The organism is Micromonospora sp. I033 (genome assembly GCF_053890995.1).
Genome location: NZ_JBSSLX010000138.1, coordinates 1 through 15,813 on the forward strand (window position 1 = coordinate 1; position 15,813 = coordinate 15,813).

Annotated in this window: 14 protein-coding genes; 4 read left to right on the forward strand and 10 right to left on the reverse strand. The window is 75.0% G+C overall.

Going from position 1 to position 15,813, the window contains the following annotated elements; genetic code table 11:
- The 3 genes from ACW0Q9_RS20955 to ACW0Q9_RS20965 form a co-directional block, all read left to right on the forward strand.
- Positions 1-1,176 (forward strand): DUF4350 domain-containing protein (locus ACW0Q9_RS20955; protein WP_456183831.1); only part of this gene is annotated, 1,176 nt, incomplete at its 5' end.
- Positions 1,173-2,150 carry an AAA family ATPase gene (locus ACW0Q9_RS20960; protein ID WP_456183833.1) on the forward strand — a complete coding sequence of 326 codons (978 nt, stop codon included), beginning with the start codon at positions 1,173-1,175 and terminating at the stop codon, positions 2,148-2,150. The genes ACW0Q9_RS20955 and ACW0Q9_RS20960, both read left to right, overlap by 4 nt.
- Complete coding sequence (locus ACW0Q9_RS20965; protein ID WP_456183834.1) at positions 2,147-3,457, forward strand: DUF58 domain-containing protein; 1,311 nt, start codon at positions 2,147-2,149, stop codon at positions 3,455-3,457. The genes ACW0Q9_RS20960 and ACW0Q9_RS20965 overlap by 4 nt, the downstream gene beginning before the upstream one ends.
- Here ACW0Q9_RS20965 and ACW0Q9_RS20970 read toward each other — a convergent pair.
- Positions 3,435-4,388 (reverse strand): stage II sporulation protein M, encoded by a 954-nt coding sequence (locus tag ACW0Q9_RS20970; protein ID WP_456183836.1) that lies wholly within the window; start codon positions 4,386-4,388, stop codon positions 3,435-3,437. The genes ACW0Q9_RS20965 and ACW0Q9_RS20970 overlap by 23 nt on opposite strands.
- A 41-nt stretch (positions 4,389-4,429) precedes the next feature.
- On the opposite strand from ACW0Q9_RS20970, the gene ACW0Q9_RS20975 reads away from it, so the two are divergent.
- Positions 4,430-5,395, forward strand: a complete 966-nt coding sequence (locus ACW0Q9_RS20975) for an RDD family protein (RefSeq protein WP_456183838.1) — start codon at positions 4,430-4,432, stop codon at positions 5,393-5,395.
- Positions 5,396-5,402: 7 nt separating this feature from the next.
- On the opposite strand, the gene efeB is transcribed toward ACW0Q9_RS20975, so the two are convergent.
- The 9 genes from efeB to ACW0Q9_RS21020 all read right to left on the reverse strand — a co-directional run bounded on the left by efeB (position 5,403) and on the right by ACW0Q9_RS21020 (position 15,591).
- Positions 5,403-6,707, reverse strand: a complete 1,305-nt coding sequence (gene efeB / locus ACW0Q9_RS20980; RefSeq protein ID WP_456183840.1) for an iron uptake transporter deferrochelatase/peroxidase subunit — start codon at positions 6,705-6,707, stop codon at positions 5,403-5,405.
- 24 nt (positions 6,708-6,731) lie between these two features.
- Positions 6,732-7,862 carry an iron uptake system protein EfeO gene (gene efeO / locus ACW0Q9_RS20985; RefSeq protein WP_456183842.1) on the reverse strand — a complete coding sequence of 377 codons (1,131 nt, stop codon included), beginning with the start codon at positions 7,860-7,862 and terminating at the stop codon, positions 6,732-6,734.
- A gap of 30 nt (positions 7,863-7,892) precedes the next feature.
- A complete protein-coding gene (gene efeU, locus ACW0Q9_RS20990; RefSeq protein WP_456183844.1) occupies positions 7,893-8,819 on the reverse strand; it encodes an iron uptake transporter permease EfeU in 927 nt (308 codons plus the stop codon).
- 210 nt (positions 8,820-9,029) lie between these two features.
- Positions 9,030-10,529: an adenosylhomocysteinase gene (gene ahcY, locus ACW0Q9_RS20995; RefSeq protein WP_456183846.1), complete on the reverse strand. Its 1,500-nt coding sequence runs from the start codon at positions 10,527-10,529 to the stop codon at positions 9,030-9,032.
- Between the two features lie 300 nt (positions 10,530-10,829).
- Positions 10,830-11,981: a mannose-6-phosphate isomerase, class I gene (manA, locus tag ACW0Q9_RS21000; RefSeq protein ID WP_456183848.1), complete on the reverse strand. Its 1,152-nt coding sequence runs from the start codon at positions 11,979-11,981 to the stop codon at positions 10,830-10,832.
- A 2-nt stretch (positions 11,982-11,983) separates the two neighbouring features.
- Positions 11,984-13,003, reverse strand: a complete 1,020-nt coding sequence (locus ACW0Q9_RS21005; RefSeq protein WP_456183850.1) for a cation diffusion facilitator family transporter — start codon at positions 13,001-13,003, stop codon at positions 11,984-11,986.
- 25 nt (positions 13,004-13,028) lie between these two features.
- On the reverse strand, positions 13,029-14,225 hold the full coding sequence (locus ACW0Q9_RS21010) for an SIS domain-containing protein (protein WP_091260044.1): 1,197 nt from the start codon (positions 14,223-14,225) through the stop codon (positions 13,029-13,031).
- On the reverse strand, positions 14,222-14,434 hold the full coding sequence (locus ACW0Q9_RS21015) for a Trm112 family protein (RefSeq protein WP_456183852.1): 213 nt from the start codon (positions 14,432-14,434) through the stop codon (positions 14,222-14,224). Before ACW0Q9_RS21015 ends, ACW0Q9_RS21010 begins: the two co-directional genes overlap by 4 nt.
- Before the next feature lie 185 nt (positions 14,435-14,619).
- Positions 14,620-15,591 carry a hypothetical protein gene (locus ACW0Q9_RS21020; RefSeq protein WP_456183854.1) on the reverse strand — a complete coding sequence of 324 codons (972 nt, stop codon included), beginning with the start codon at positions 15,589-15,591 and terminating at the stop codon, positions 14,620-14,622.
- Positions 15,592-15,813 lie beyond the last annotated feature (222 nt).

Sequence of the window (15,813 nt, forward strand, 5' to 3'; positions counted from 1 at the left end):
CTGCACGCCGTGGACCAGCCCGACCCGACCGACCGGGGCTTCCTCTCACCCGTCGCCACCGGCGACGACGGGGGCAGCCGGCTGGCCGAGGCGCTGCGCGCGCAGGGCGTGCCGATCCGCCGCGCGACCGACACGCGGCAGGCGCTGCGGGCCGCCGCAGAAGGTCCGAGCACCCTCTTCGTGCCCGCCCCCGAGCTGGTGCACCCGGACACCCTGGCCGCGCTGACCGTGCTGCCCGGCGGCAGCCGGCTGGTGCTGGTCGAGCCGTCCCGCCGGGTGCTGGCCGGCCTGGCCCTGCCGCTGGAACCGACCGACCGCCGGTGGGCCACCCGGGCCGTGCCGCCCGACGCCGACGGCGCGCCGTGCCGGCTGCCCGAGGCGCTCCGCGCCGGCACCGCCGCCGTCGACCACCAGCGGTACGCCGGACCGTCCGGCGTGGACCGGTGCTACGCGGGCGCGCTGCGCCGGATCTCCTGGGGCGCCGAGGTCGTGGTGATCGGGGCCAGCGACCCGTTCCGCAACGACCGGATCGACGAGTGGGGCAACCGGGCCCTCGCCACCGGCCTGCTCGGCGGCGGCCGCCCGCTGGTCTGGCTCGACCTGCCGGGCCCCGCGCCGGGCCCGACGGGGCCGAGCTGGTCGCCGACCCCGGACGACGGCGGGAGCCCGCTGCCGCGGCGCACCGGCGGCCGCACGGACGACCGGGCGGACCCGCCGCCGAACTGGCACAACCCGCTCTGGGACGCCTTCCCGCCCTGGTTCTGGGCGGTGCTGGCGCAGCTCGCCGTGGCCGGGCTGTTGCTGGTGCTCTGGCGGGCCCGCCGGCTCGGCCCGCCCGTGGCGGAGCCGCTGCCGGTGACCGTCCGCTCCGCCGAGACGGTGCTCGGCCGGGCCCGGCTCTACCGCCGGGCCGGCGCACGGGACACCGCCGCCGAGACACTGCGCGCCGCCGCGCTGGACCGGCTGCTGACCCGGCTCAACCTGCCCCCGGACGCACCGCCCGACGAGGTGGCCGCCCGGGTCGCCGAGCACGCCGGGGCCGACCCGGAGCGGGTGGCCGAGCTGCTGCACGGCGCCGCCCCGGAGGACGACCGGGAGCTGCTGGAGCTGGCCCGCGACCTGGACGCCCTGACCCGTACCCTGGCCCCTCATCCGACCGAAGGAGATCCCCGGTGACCGGACCCGTCATCGCCGCCGCGCAACCCGACGCCCGCGCCGCCCTGCACCGGCTGCGGGCCGAGGTGGCCAAGGCCGTCGTCGGGCAGGACGCCGTGGTCACCGGCCTGGTCATCGCGCTGCTCTGCCGGGGGCACGTGCTGCTGGAGGGCGTGCCCGGGGTGGCCAAGACCCTGCTGGTGCGGACCGTGGCCAGCGCGCTGGACCTGGAGTCCAAGCGGGTGCAGTTCACCCCCGACCTGATGCCCGGCGACGTCACCGGGTCGCTGATCTTCGATCCGCGCACCGCCGCCTTCACCTTCCGGGAGGGCCCGGTCTTCACCAACCTGCTCCTCGCCGACGAGATCAACCGCACCCCGCCGAAGACCCAGTCGGCGCTGCTGGAGGTCATGGAGGAGCGGCAGGTCTCCGTCGAGGGCGAGCGTCGCCCGCTGCCCGACCCGTTCATCGTGGCGGCCACCCAGAACCCCGTCGAGTACGAGGGCACCTACCCGCTGCCCGAGGCGCAGCTGGACCGTTTCCTGCTCAAGCTGACCGTGCCGCTGCCCGGCCGGGACGAGGAACTGGGCGTGCTCCGCGCCCACCACGCCGGCTTCGACCCGCGCGACCTGCGCGCCGCCGGCGTACGCCCGGTGGCCACCGCGGCCGACCTGGCCGCCGCCCGGGCTGCGGTGCACGCGGTGCACGTGGCCGAGCCGGTGCTCGGCTACATCGTGGACCTGTGCCGGGCCACCCGGGTCGCCCCGGCGCTGGAGCTGGGTGCCTCGCCCCGGGGCGCCACCGCCCTGCTGGCCACCGCCAAGGCGTGGTCCTGGCTGGCCGGCCGCGACCACGTCACCCCGGACGACGTGAAGGCGGTCGCCCGGCCCACCCTGCGGCACCGGCTCCGGCCGCGCCCGGAGGTGGAGCTGGAGGGTGTGACCGTCGACGCCGTGCTGGACGCGGTGCTGGCCACCGTGCCGACGCCCCGATGACCTGGCGGGCGGGTCTGCTGCTCGCGGCGAGCGCGGCGACCCTGCCGGCCTGGCCGGCGCCCTTCGTCGGCGTCGCCGTCCTGACCGCGGCGGTGCTGCTGCTGGTCGCCCTCGACTGGACCCTCGCGGCGCCGCTGCACGGGCTCACCGCCACCCGCGCGGGCGACCGGGCGGTCCGGCTCGGCGGCACCGCCACGGTCACCCTGCGCCTGGCCAACGCCTCTGCCCGCACGCTGCGCGCCCAGGTGCGCGACGCCTGGGTGCCGTCGGCCGGGGCGCGGCCCGACGTCCCCGCCGGGCGGGTGCTCACCGTCGCACCGGGTGGGGCCGTCACCCTGCCGGTCCGGCTCAACCCGGCCCGGCGCGGCGACCGGCCCGCGGTGGCGCTGACCGTACGCTCCCTCGGGCCGCTGCGGCTGGCGTTCCGGCAGCGCGCCGGCCACCCCGCCACACCACCGTGGACGCTGCGCGTGCTGCCCCGCTTCGACTCCCGGCGGCACCTGCCGGAGAAGCTGGCCCGGCTGCGGGTGATCGACGGTGTCCAGGTGACTCGGGGGCGTGGGCACGGCACCGAGTTCGACACCCTCCGCGAGTACGTGGTGGGCGACGACGTCCGCTCGATCGACTGGCGGGCCAGCGCCCGCCGCTCCGACGTGCTGGTGCGCACCTGGCGGCCGGAGCGGGACCGGCGGCTGGTGTGTGTGCTGGACACCGGCCGCACCTCGGCGGTCCGGCTCGGCGACGAGCCCCGGCTGGACACCGCGATCGACGCGGCCCTGCTGCTCACCGCGCTCGCCGCCCGGGCCGGCGACCGGGTCGACCTGCTCGCCGCCGACACGGCGGTCCGGGCCCGGGTGACCGGCAGCGGCCGGCCCGCGCTGCTCGCCCGGCTGGTGGACGCGGTCGCCCCGCTCCAGCCGGCGCTGGTGGAGACCGACTTCGAGCTGATCGCCGGGGAGGTGCTGCGCCGGCAACGGCAGCGCAGCCTCGTGGTGCTCTTCACCGCCCTGGAGGCCGGCGCGCTCGGTGAGGGGCTGCTGCCGGTGCTGCCCCGGCTGGCCGCCCGGCACCGGGTGGTGCTCGCGGCCACCCACGACCCGGTGCTGGCCCGGCTCACCACCGCCCCGCCGACGGGCCCGGACGACCCGTACGCCGCCGCGGCGGCCTGGCGGGCCCTCGCCGAGCGGGACCGGGTCCGGGCCGCCCTGTCCCGGCACGGGGTGACCGTGGTGGACGCGCCCGCCGACCGGCTCGCCCCGGCGGTCGCCGACAGCTACCTGCGGCTCAAGTCGCTCGGCCAGCTCTGACCGCCCGGCCGCCGAGCAGCAGCGCGTACGCCAGGAAGGCCAGCCAGACCGTGGCGCCGATCGCCACGCGGACGGCGGCCGGCAGCGGCGCCGGGGTCACGAACGCCTCCAGCAGCGCGGAGACCCCGAAGAGCGCGACCAGGCCGGCGGCGACCACGATGGCCGAGCGGCCGGCCTCGGCGACCGCCCGGCCCCGGCTCTGCTGCGCCGGCGGCGCGATCCAGGCCCAGGCGGTCCGCAGCCCGACCCCGGCCGCCACGTAGATGCCGGTGAGTTCGAGCAGCCCGTGCGGGGTGATCATGCCGAAGAACACGTCGGCCCGGCCGTAGGAGATCATCACCCCGCCGACCACGCCGATGTTCAGCGCGTTCTGCCAGAGCAGCCAGAACACCGGCACCACCAGCACCCCGGCGGCCAGGCACTGCGCGGCCAGCCAGGCGTTGTGCGTCCACAGGTGGAACGCGAAGGTCGGCGCGGTGAACTCGGTGTAGTAGCCGGCGAAGCCGGAGTCGACGAGCTGCCGGGCCGCCTCGGCGCCGATGAACGCGGCGGCGGTGTCCGGGTGGCCGGCGACGAACCAGATGAGGAAGGCGGTGAGCGCGCTGAACCCGGTCGCCACCGCGCACCACCAGGGCCAGGCCCGGTAGAGGGCGGCCGGCAGGTCGGCGAGGAGGAACCGGCCCACCGCCGCCCAGGAGGCCCGGGGACGGCCGGTGATCCGGGTCCGGGCCGCGAGCACCAGGTGGGAGAGGCGGCCGACCAGCGCCGGCTCGGGGGCCCGGCTGCGCAGCGCGGAGAGGTGGGTGGCGGCCCGCTGGTAGAGCGCGACCAGCTCGTCCACCTCGGCCGCGTCCAGCTTGCGCCGGCCGGTCAACTGCTCCAGCCGCCGCCACTCGGCGCCGTGCTCGGCCACGTACGCGTCGAGATCCACTCGTCCTCCCCCGTCCGGCGCCCATAGTGTTCACTGTCGGGGTGCGCGCGCAACCTCCCCCACCGGCCCGGTGGGCCGACGCCGGTCTGGTCAGCGGCGAGGCGGTGGAGCTGGACGTCCGGGCTGCCCGGCTGGGCTCCCGGGTGCTCGCCCTGCTGATCGACCTGGTGGCCCAGCTCGGAGTGGCGCTGCTGCTCGGTGCGGGGCTGTCCGTGCTGGTGGTCAGCCTGCCGCGCGACCTCATGGACGCCGCGCTGGCCGGCGCGTTGCAGCTCGTGCTGCTGGTGCTGGTGCTGGTCGGCTACCCGGTGCTGATGGAGCGGTTCGTCGGCGGCCGGACGTTGGGCAAGCTGGCCGTGGGGTTGCGGGTGGTCCGCGCCGACGGCGGCCCGGTCGGTGTCGGCCAGTCGCTGACCCGCGCGCTGGTGGGCGTGGCGGTGGAGTGGCCGGGGCTGGTGCTGCCGCTGCTGAGCTGGGCGGCGAGCGTGACCGTGATGGTGACCGACCCGCGCGGGAGGCGGCTCGGCGACCTGGTCGCCGGCACGCTGGTGGTGCACACCCGGGGCGCCGGGGTGTGGCGGCCGGGCCCGCCGCCGGTGCCCCCGCTGCTCGGCTGGGCGGGGATGCTCGACCTGACCCGGGTGGACGACGGGCTGGCGCTGGCCGTCCGGCAGTACCTGGGCCGGTTGCACCAGCTCGCCGAGCCGGACCGGACCCGGCTGAGCCGGGAGCTGTGGGCCGAGGTCGCGGCGGTCACGTCACCCCCTCCGCCGTGGGCCGCGCCCGAGTCGGCGTACCTGGCCGCCCTGCTGGCCGAGCGGGGTCGCCGGGCCGCGTACCGGCTGGGGCGGGTCCGGGCGGTCACCGCCACGCTCTGGCCGGAGCTGGCGCCCGCGCCGACCGTTCCGGCGCCGGCCACCCTGCGGCCCGCCGCGCCGGCCCGCGCCGTCCCCACCCAGGCCGATCCGGTACGCGGGCAGCCCACCTCGGTCCGCGCCGAGCGCTGACTCCGGCTCAGGAGAAGAGCGCCCGGCCCCACCAGTCGGCGGCGTCGCGGACGCCGGGCGGGCAGGCGAACAGGCCGCTGGAGACGTGCCGCAGGTATTCGTTCATGGCGTCGTTGCGGGCCAGCCGGGTCTGGATCGGCACGAACTGCTTGCGCGGGTCCCGCTGGTAGGCGATGAAGAAGAGCCCGGCGTCGAGCCGGCCCAGCCCGTCCGAGCCGTCCACGAAGTTGTAGCCGCGACGCAGCAGGCGGGCGCCGTCGTTCTGGTCGGGGTGGGCGAGCCGGACGTGTGCGGTCTCGGCGATCACCGGCTCGCCGTCGTCGCCCTTGGCGGCGAAGTCCGGCTCGTCGAACTCGGCGCGCTTGCCGAGCGGCGCACCGGCGCCCTTGGTCCGCCCGACGATCATCTCCTGCTCGGCCAGCGGGCTGCGGTCCCAGGTCTCGATCAGCATCCGGATCTTGCGGGTGACCAGGTAGGACCCGCCGGTCATCCAGTCCGGGCCGTCGCCGGGCTGGGCCCAGAGCTGCGCGCGGAGCAGGTCGGCGTCCTCGGCCTTGAGGTTGGCGGTGCCGTCCTTGAAGCCGAACAGGTTGCGCGGGGTGGCCTGCCCCCGCGACGTCGACGAGGTACGCCCGAAGCCGAGCTGGGACCAGCGGACGCTGACCACCCCCATGCCGATCCGGGCCAGGTTGCGGATCGCGTGCACCGCGACCTGCGGGTCGTTGGCGCAGGCCTGGACGCAGATGTCGCCGCCGGAGAGTTCCGGCTTGAGCGCGTCCCCGGCGAAGTGCGGCAGGTCGGCCAGGGCGGCGGGTCGCTTGTCGGCGATGCCGAACCGGTCCCGGCCCTGGGCGTCCCGGAAGAGCGTAGGTCCGAAGCCGACGGTGATGGTGAGCTGGGACGGCGGCAGCCCGAGCGCCTCGCCGGTGTCGTCCGGCGGGGCCTCCGGCACGCCGTCGACCGCGCCGATGAGCCCGGCGTCCTTGCCGGCGGTCATCCGGGCCGCGGCGGCGCTCCACTCCTGGAGCAGCGCGACCAGCCGGGCCCGGTCCTTGGTGATCACGTCGAACGCGACGAAGTGCAGCCGGTCCTGGGCCGGGGTGGTGATGCCGGCCTGGTGCTCGCCGTGGAACGGGACCGCGCCGGCCGCCGTCTCGGTGGCCGACGCCTGGTCGCCGCCGCCGAACAGCGTGCCCGCGCCGACCGCCACCCCGGCGACGCCGGCCACGCCGGCCCCGGCCAGGGTGATGGCCCGGCGCCGGGACACCCCGGTCGCGCTGGTCGTCGCCTCGTCGGTGCTCGGCTCGCTCATCACGTCACCTCCGGGAAGGGGCCGTCATCGGGCGACGACCGCGGCAACCTTGCTGATCGGCTCGGCCAGGGCGTTGATGCTGTCCGAGAGCTCCTTGAGCTCGGCCTTGCTGAGCTGGGTGTGCAGCTTCCAGCCGTCACCGGCCCGGTGCTTGCCGAGGGCGGCCTCGACGTTGGCGAACTCGGTGTCGAGCTGCTTGACCAGGTCGGGCGAGCGCTGCTCCAGGGCGGGGCGCAGCGCGGCGATGGCGGCCTTCGAGCCCTCCAGGTTGGCGTTGAAGTCCCAGAGGTCGGTGTGCGAGTACCGCTCCTCCTCGCCGGTGATCTTGCCGCTGGCGACCTCGTCGAGGAGCGCCTTGGCGCCGTTGGCGAGCTGGAGCGGGGTGAGCTTCTCGGCGTTGGCCTTGGCCACGATCGCCTTGACGTCGACGAGGAGCTGGTCGGCGATGGCGCCGTCCTTGCTGACGTCGCCGGTGATCCACAGGTCCTTCTCGATCCGGTGGAAGCCGGTGAACTGCATGCCCTCCTCGACGACCTCCTCGCGGCCGTCGATCTTCGGGTCCAGGTCGCCGAAGCTCTCCGCGACCGGCTCGATCCGCTCCCAGTAGGTGCGGGCCACCGGGTACAGCTCCTTGGCCTTGGCCACGTCGTTGGCCTTGACCGCGGCCACGAACTCCTCGGTCCTGGTGAGCAGCGCGCCGGTCTGGCTCTGCACGTAGCGCTGGTAGCTGGCGGTGGCCTGGCTGAGCGCGGCGTCGGGCGCGACGGTCTGCACGGTGCCGCTGACCTTCAGCGCGCCCCGGATGCCGCGGCCGCTCATACCGGGCTTGCAGGCGGTCTCGTACGTGCCGGCCGGCAGCTCGACGCGGAGTTCGCGGCTCAGCCCCGGGGCGATGTTCTCCACCTCGCCCATCACCCGGTCACCGGCGGCGTAGACGTAGAACTCGTTGACCTTGGACCCGGAGTTGGTCACCTTGAAGGTCACCTGCCCGGCCTCGATCTCGGTGCTGCCGACCTCGCAGGCGCTGTCGGTGGCCTTGACGGCGATCGGCCCGTCGGCCTTGGCGCCCTTGTCGTCACCGCCGCCGCAGCCGGCCAGCCCGGCCACGGCGAGCATCCCGGCGGCGGCGGGCACGACGAATCGAGTGGTACGCATCGGTGGTGTGTCTCCTCGGAAGCGGGCGGGTCAGGCGCGCTGGGGCGCGCTGGTGGTGGAAGCGTCGGCGGCGGCCGGTTCGGCCGGCGTGCTCGCGGCGTCGGTGGCCGGGGCCGCCGGGGCGGCGGGCGCGGCGGGCCGGGCCGGGGCGGCCGGCTTGCGTAGGAAGAGGATGAGCACCGGGACCGCGTAGGCGACCCAGGCGATCATCTCCAGCACCGTCGGGGCGGCGGTGATGTTGAACATGCCGGCGAGCAGCGCGCCGTACCAGGCGTTCGGGTCGAGCGTCGAGGAGATGTCGAAGGCCAGGTTGTTCAGGCCGGGCAGCACGCCGGCCTCCTGGAAGTCGTGCACGCCGTACTTGAGGATGCCGGCGGCGACCAGGATCAGCAGCGCGCCGGTCCAGGTGAAGAACTTGCTCAGGTTGATCTTCAGGGCGCTGCGGTAGAGGAGGAAGCCGATCACCACGGCGGTGGCCACGCCGCCGGCCAGCGAGAGCAGCGCGCCGGACCCGGTGCCACCGGCCGCGCTCTGCGCGGCGGAGTAGAAGATCAGCGCGGTCTCCAGGCCCTCCCGGATCACTGCGAGGAAGGCCATGCCGGCGACCGCGAGAGAGCCGACGGCGAGCGCCTCGGTGAGCTTGCCGCGCAGTTCGCCGGCGATCGTCCGGGCGGCCCTGCGCATCCAGAAGATCATCCAGGTCACGAAGACCACGGCGGCCACCGAGGTGACGGCCTCGAACAGCTCGCGGTCCTCGGAGCGGGCCAGCAGCGAGGTCGAGGTGTACTCGATCAGCCAGCCGAAGACGACGGAGAGCACCACGGCCAGGCCGACGCCGGCCCAAACCTGTGGCAGCCGGTCACGCCGCTGCGACTTCACCAGGAAGGCCACCAGGATGCTGACCACCAGGGTCGCCTCCAGGCCCTCCCGAAGGCCGATCAGGTACGTGGCGAACATCGGTACTCCGTAGTCGGTAAGGCACGCCTCAGTTAACTTAGGGCAGCCATACCTTCCTCCTGATCGGGCCGGCCGTCAAGTCGTTCATGGGCACGTCACCCGAACCGTCGCCGGCCCGACAGGCGCAGATCACCGCGGCTTTTCCCGGCGTACGCGAAGGGGACCGGGACGGCCGCGCGGCGGCCGGCCCCGGTCCCCTCCGGGTGGAACTCAGTAGCGGTAGTGCTCCGGCTTGAACGGGCCCTCCTGGGACACGCCCAGGTAGGCGGCCTGCTCCTTGGTGAGGGTGCTCAGCTTGGCGCCGAGCGCGTCCAGGTGCAGCCGGGCGACCTTCTCGTCCAGGTGCTTGGGGAGCACGTACACGCCGACCGGGTACTCGTCGGTCTTGGTGAACAGCTCGATCTGGGCGATGGTCTGGTTGGCGAACGAGTTCGACATCACGAAGCTCGGGTGGCCGGTCGCGTTGCCCAGGTTCAGCAGGCGGCCCTCGGAGAGCACGATGATGGCGTGGCCGTCCTCGAACCGCCACACGTCGACCTGCGGCTTGATGTTCTCGCGGGTCACGTCGGCGCGCTTCGCCAGGCCGGCCATGTCGATCTCGTTGTCGAAGTGGCCGATGTTGCCGACGATGGCCTGGTGCTTCATCCGGGCCATGTGCTCGTGGGTGATGACGTTGAAGCAGCCGGTCGCCGTGATGAAGATGTCGGCCTGCTCGACCACGTCGTCCAGGGTGGCCACCTGGTAGCCGTCCATCGCCGCCTGGAGGGCGCAGATCGGGTCCACCTCGGTCACCACGACCCGGGCGCCCTGGCCGCGCAGCGACTCGGCGCAGCCCTTGCCCACGTCGCCGTAGCCCATGACGACGGCCATCTTGCCGCCGATCAGCACGTCGGTGGCGCGGTTGATGCCGTCGATGAGCGAGTGGCGGCAGCCGTACTTGTTGTCGAACTTGCTCTTGGTCACCGAGTCGTTGACGTTGATGGCCGGGAAGAGCAGGGTGCCGGCGCGGTGCATCTCGTAGAGCCGGTGCACGCCGGTGGTGGTCTCCTCGGTCACGCCCTTGATGCCGGCGGCGATCCGGGTCCAGCGCTGGCCGTCCTCGGCGAGCGAGCGGTGCAGCAGCTGGAGGATGACCGCGTACTCCTCGGAGTCGGCGGACTCGACCGGCGGCACGACGCCGGCCTTCTCGAACTCGGCGCCCTTGTGCACGAGCAGGGTGGCGTCGCCGCCGTCGTCGAGGATCATGTTCGGGCCCTGCCCGTCGGGCCAGGTGAGCACCTGCTCGGTGCACCACCAGTACTCCTCCAGGCTCTCGCCCTTCCAGGCGTAGACCGGGACGCCGGCCGGGGCCTCGGGGGTGCCCTCCGGGCCGACGACGATCGCGGCCGCGGCGTGGTCCTGGGTGGAGAAGATGTTGCAGGACGCCCAGCGGACCTGCGCGCCGAGCGCGACGAGGGTCTCGATCAGGACGGCGGTCTGGATGGTCATGTGCAGCGAGCCGGTGATGCGGGCGCCGGCGAGCGGCTGGGCCTCGGCGAACTCGCGCCGGATCGCCATCAGACCGGGCATCTCGTGCTCGGCGAGCCGGATCTCCTTACGCCCGAACGCGGCGAGCGACAGATCCGCCACCTTGTAGTCGCCCTCGGCGAGGGTGCTCGGCCGGGCTCCGGACGACGCGCCACGGGGGGCCGCCGGGAGGGTGCTGGTCATGGAAGCTCCTGTCGAACGAAGTGCTGCGCAGCCTTCCACCTTACGCGCGTGGATTTCTCCTCCCGTGCCCGGTTGGCCGACGAACCGGTGGCCCGGTCGGCGGACAGCGCACGGGGCGGTCGGTCGTGAACGGACTTTCCGCTCACGGCCCGGCCGCCCCGTGCATCCCCCCGGTTTGGTTCCCCCGCGCGTTACCGGACCTTCGTCGCGACAACGCTGCGTACCCATAGAGTCACACCGCGTCATGGGCGCGTCAAGCCGTTTCGGGAAAGTCGGACTTGCCGGGGTCGGGTCGACGCGTCAGCGCACGCCGGCGGTGGCGACGAACGCCTCGCCGTCGCCCCCGAGCACCAGCGGACCGCCGGCCGCGGACCCGATCGCCGCCTGGCCGGCCGCCAGGGTGACCGTTCCCACCCCGTCGTCCACGGTGAGCTCACCGGCGCGGCAGAGCACCACCCGGGGGCCGGGCAGCGCGAGCCGCGCCGGCGGGCCGGCGGCCGTCACCTCGACCCGGTGCAGCGCGAAGTCCTCGACCGGCACCGGCCAGGTAACCACCCCGGGCGCCACCGGATCCGGCCGGACCACCGGCTCGTCGAGCACCTCGAAGCGCAGCACCCGCAGCAGCTCGTCCACGTCCACCCGCTTCGGGGTGAGCCCGCCGCGCAGCACGTTGTCGCTGGCCGCCATGATCTCCACGCCGGTGCCCCGCAGGTAGGCGTGCAGGTTGCCGGCCGGCATCCAGATCGCCTCGCCCGGCGCCAGCCGGACGTGGTGCAGCAGCAGCGCCACCACCACGCCCGGGTCGGCCGGGTAGTCGACCGCCAGGGCCCGGGCCAGCTCGGCGTCCGGCCCGCCGGCCTCCGCCGCCAGCACGTCCGCCACCAGCCCGGCGCGCTCCGCCGCCGGCCAGCTCAACAGCAGGCGTACGGCCTCCCGCAGCCCCGCCGGCCCGGTGCGCAGCGCCGCCACCACCGGCTCCAGCGCGGGTACGCCGAACGCCGCGATCGCCGCCGCCGACTCGGCCGGGTCCCGGAACCCGCAGAGCGCCTCGAACTCCGACAGCGCGACCAGCAGCTCCGGCTTGTGGTACGGGTCGACGTAGTTGACCCGGTCCGTGTCGGCGGCGTACCCGGCCCGGGCCTGCTCGGCGTCCGGGTGGGCCTGGAGGCTCAGCGGCGCGTCCGCGGCCAGCACCTTCAGCAGGAACGGCAGCCGGGTGCCGAACCGGCCGACCAGGCGCTCGCCCAGCCAGTGCGCCGGCTCCGCGGTCAGCAGCTCGGTGAGGCTGACCGGGTTGCCGTCCCGGTCCACCGTGGCCGGGGCGCCCGGGTGGGCGCCCAGCCACAGCTCGGCCTCCGGCCCGGGGCTCGGCACCGGACGCCCCTGCAACTCGGCGATCGCGGTGCGCGACCCCCAGGCGTAGTCCCGGATCCGGCCCTGCAACAGCTCCATGGTCAGCTCCCGGGCCGCCCGGGGAGCTGACCGGGGAGCTGACCGGGCTCGGTCGCCGATTCGGGCACGGCGGTGTGGGACGCGCTCCCGGTGCCCGCCTGGTCGGCGGCGGCGCTGTAGATGTCCGGCTCCAGGTAGATGACCCGGGCGGTCGGCACGGCGGCCCGGATCCGCACCTCGACGGCGTTGATGCCGCGGGCCAGTTCCTCGGCGGAGTCGCACGGCGGCACAGCGATCTTCGCCGCGACCATCAGCTCCTCGGGCCCCAGGTAGAGCGTCTTCATGTGGATGATCCGCTCGACCTCGTCGCCCTCGGTGATCGCCCGCTCGATCGCCTCGACGTCGTGCCGCTCCGCGCCCTCACCGAGCAGCAGGCTCTTGGTCTCGATGGCGAGGATGATCGCGATGACGACCAGCAGCACGCCGATCATCGCGGTGCCGAGCGCGTCCCACCGGCCGTTGTGGGTGATCAGCGTCATGCCCACGCCGAAGAGCGCGAAGATCAGACCGATCAGGGCGCCGAGGTCCTCCAGGAGCACGACCGGCAGCTCCGGCGCCTTGGCCCGGCGGACGAAGCGCACCCAGGACTGGCTGCCCCGGACGTGGTTGGACTCCTTGATGGCGGTCCGGAACGAGAAGGACTCCATGGCGATCGCGACCACCAGCACGGCCACCGGCACCCACTGCCAGTTCTCGATCGGCTCCGGGTGCGACCACTTGTGGTACGCCTCGTACAGCGCGAAGAGACCACCGACGCTGAACAGCACGATGGCGACGATGAACGCGTAGATGTAGCGCTCCCGGCCGTAGCCGAAGGGGTGCTGCGGGGTGGCCGCCCGCTTGGCCCGCCGGCCACCGAGCAGCAGCAGCCCCTGGTTGCCGGAGTCGGCGACCGAGTGGATCGACTCGGCCAGCATCGACGAGGAGCCGGTCAGCAGGAACGCGATGAACTTGGTGACGGCGATGCCGATGTTGGCCGCCAGGGCGGCGATGATCGCCTTAGTACCGCCGTTTGCGCTCACGCTCTCCCCCGCCCGATGCACGTGCTCACTGGTTTGCCAGCTCCTTCATCTCCGTGATGGCCGGTACGGCCATCGGGTCCAGTCCGTGTGCCAGGGCGAGGTAGACCGAGGCGAAGTCCGGGACGGCCATCAGCGAGGCGAGCCGCTCCAGCGCGGACCCGCCCTCCGCCGTGACCACGTCGCAGCGCACCCCGCGCCGCTCGGCGAGGGTCTGCACCGCGTCCGCGCGGCGCTCCTCCACCGCGAGCGGCTCGTCGGTGTCGTCCTCCGCGTTGAGGCCGCCGTCGCGCAGCAGCACCAGCCGCAGCCGGGTGGCGTCGCCGTCGGTCTCCTCCGGGTCGGCGAAGATGTCCCGCTCCCCCTCGACCAGGCCGCCGAAGACGCCGTCGAGCAGGCCGACCCGGCCCCGGCCGGCCTCGCCCAGCGCCCCGGTGACCACCGGGTAACGGGCGTTGGCGGAGAGCGTGTCACCGAACCGGCGGGCCGCCACGGTGGCCAGCGGCGACGAGCCCCAGACGATCGGGATCGACCCGGACAGGCCCAGGGCCAGCGACTTCGCCGGGTTGACGAAGGACTCGGCGGTGGGCCGGCAGCGGTCCGCGTCGGCGTCCAGCCGGGCCGCGGTCTCGGCCAGGTCCGCCTCGTTCACCTTCACCAGCCCGAGCGTACGGGCGGCGAGCAGGACCGGCACGGTGAGCGCCCAGAGGCTCGCCCGGGCCGGGGCACGCCGGGGCACCGGGATGAACGGCGCCCGGGCCCGCTCGGCCACCGACTGGAGCTGCGAGTCCGGGGCGCCGACGGCGACCAGGCGGGCGCCCCGCCGGTGCGCGGCCTCGGCAGCGCCCAGCGCTTCGGGGCTGCGGCCGGAGGCGCTCACCGCGATGACCACGTCCGCCGCGCCGACCCAGCCCGGCACGCCGGCGCTGCGGTGCGGGATCACCGGCACCGGGCAGCGCGGCCCGGCCACCGTGGCCAGCACGTCGCCGGTCCGCCCGGCGGTGCCGATGCCCGCGATCACCACGGCGCGCGGGCGGCCCTCGTCGGCGAGCACGGTCAGGTTCGCCTCGGCGGCCAGCGCCGCCGACTCCCGGACCTGGGCGCCGGCCGAGGCCGTGAACCGGAGCATCCCGCCCGGGTCCTGCTCGGCCAGCCGGTCCGGATTGTCCAGCAGTGACTCGTCCGCGTGCCGGTGCCCGCTGACCCCGGCCGTACCCTCCATCATCGCGGCGACGCGGAGCCGCCGCGCGCGTCGTCCGCCGCGGGGCCGCCCCGCGCCTCGTCGAGGAGCAGCACCGGAACGTCGTCCCGGACCTCGAAGATCCGGCCGCATTCGGTGCAGGTCAGCGTCTGGGCCTGCGCGTCGTAGTCGAGCGGTGCGTGGTGCGTGTCCGGGCAGGCGAGGATCTCGAGCAACTGCGGGTCCAGGGCCACGGCGCGGCTCCTTCCACGTATGCGGTCTCACCGGTCGGCGGTGCCGTCCGGCGCACGCGATCTTATCGGCGAACCGGTACGGGCACCGTGCCACGTCTCGGCACCCGACGGCCGGTGCGCGGCGACCAGGTCGGGTCGCCGTCACCCACCGTCACCGTAACCCCGGCGACCGGCCGGGGTCGGACTCAGCGGGGCACGCGGGGCAGCACGGTGGTGGCGTCGCCGCCCGCGGCGGCCGGCGGCTCGCCGTCCGGCCCGTCGGCCGTGGCCGCGGGGGCGCCGTAGACGCTCCCGCTCGGGCGGGGCGCCGGAGCGGGCGGCTGCTGCCCGTACACCTGCCCGGCGGGCGCGCCGGAGCGGTAGGTCGTGCTGCTGCGCGGCAGCGCGACCGGCGGGTGAGCGACGCCCGGCTGCCCGTCCGTCTTCTCCGCCCGGTTGCGGCGGACCAGCAGCACGATCAGCGCGACACCGACGAGCACCAGCGCGATGCCGAACCACATGATCGGGGAACCTCCGGAGGACGAGTCGTCGGCCGCGGCGGCCGGGTCGAGCGCGGCGGCCACCGCCGAGGTCGTGTCGGCCTCGGCCGGCGTGGTCGCGACGGCGCTCGGGGTGGGGGTCGGCTTGCGGGACGGCGTCGGGCTGGGGCTCGCGGTCCGCTCGGCCCCCACCACCCGGGCCCCGGTCGCGGACCGGCCGAGCACCCGACCGCTCGCGGCGCTCGCCTCGCCGGCCACGGTCAGCCGCCCGCCGGTCGTGCCGGCCAGGAAGGCCACCCGGTAGCGGACCGTGATCCCCTTGCCCTTGCACAGGGCCGCGTTGGCGGGCGCGGTCTGCGCCGTGGCGACCCCGCCGCCACCGCCCGACACCGGCACCGGCACCCACCGGCCGCCGGTCGCCACCTGCACCCGGACCTGATCCGCCCGCAGGCCCTCGAGGCGCAGCCCCACCGCGGTGCGGAGCAGCACGCATCCGTCGGTGCGCTTGCGCACCTCGACCGCCACCGTGCCCGCCGAGCCACCGGCCGTGAAGCTGCTCGCCGAGCGCACCTCCACCCGGTCGTCGGCGGCCAGCGCCGGGGACGCCGCGCCGGCCACCAGGCCGCCCAGCATCGCGCCGACCGTGGCCCACCGCGCCGCGTGCCGCCTCACCGACATCTCCACCTCACCGTTTCCGCCCCGGACGGGATCCGCCGGTCAGGTTACTACCGGCCCTCAGGGGCACCCGCCCATCGAGCACTCCGCATGTGCGCCTCGACACCCCGCGACACCTGCTCCATCCTCGACGCGACCCGACCCACTCGCATGATCACTTCCGTCCGTGACAGCCGGGTCCTGCCACCCCGACGGTGCGCGGGCGCGGCTGGCGCGGCTGGCGGG

Bases quoted from the DNA above. Each gene is read 5' to 3' on its own strand.
- efeB (WP_456183840.1), bottom strand. From the start codon at position 6,707: ATGAGCGAGCCGAGCACCGACGAGGCGACGACCAGCGCGACCGGGGTG.
- ACW0Q9_RS21010 (WP_091260044.1), bottom strand. From the start codon at position 14,225: ATGATGGAGGGTACGGCCGGGGTCAGCGGGCACCGGCACGCGGACGAG.
- manA (WP_456183848.1), bottom strand. From the start codon at position 11,981: ATGGAGCTGTTGCAGGGCCGGATCCGGGACTACGCCTGGGGGTCGCGC.
- ACW0Q9_RS21020 (WP_456183854.1), bottom strand. From the start codon at position 15,591: ATGTCGGTGAGGCGGCACGCGGCGCGGTGGGCCACGGTCGGCGCGATG.
- efeO (WP_456183842.1), bottom strand. From the start codon at position 7,862: ATGCGTACCACTCGATTCGTCGTGCCCGCCGCCGCCGGGATGCTCGCC.
- efeU (WP_456183844.1), bottom strand. From the start codon at position 8,819: ATGTTCGCCACGTACCTGATCGGCCTTCGGGAGGGCCTGGAGGCGACC.
- ACW0Q9_RS20965 (WP_456183834.1), top strand. From the start codon at position 2,147: ATGACCTGGCGGGCGGGTCTGCTGCTCGCGGCGAGCGCGGCGACCCTG.
- ahcY (WP_456183846.1), bottom strand. From the start codon at position 10,529: ATGACCAGCACCCTCCCGGCGGCCCCCCGTGGCGCGTCGTCCGGAGCC.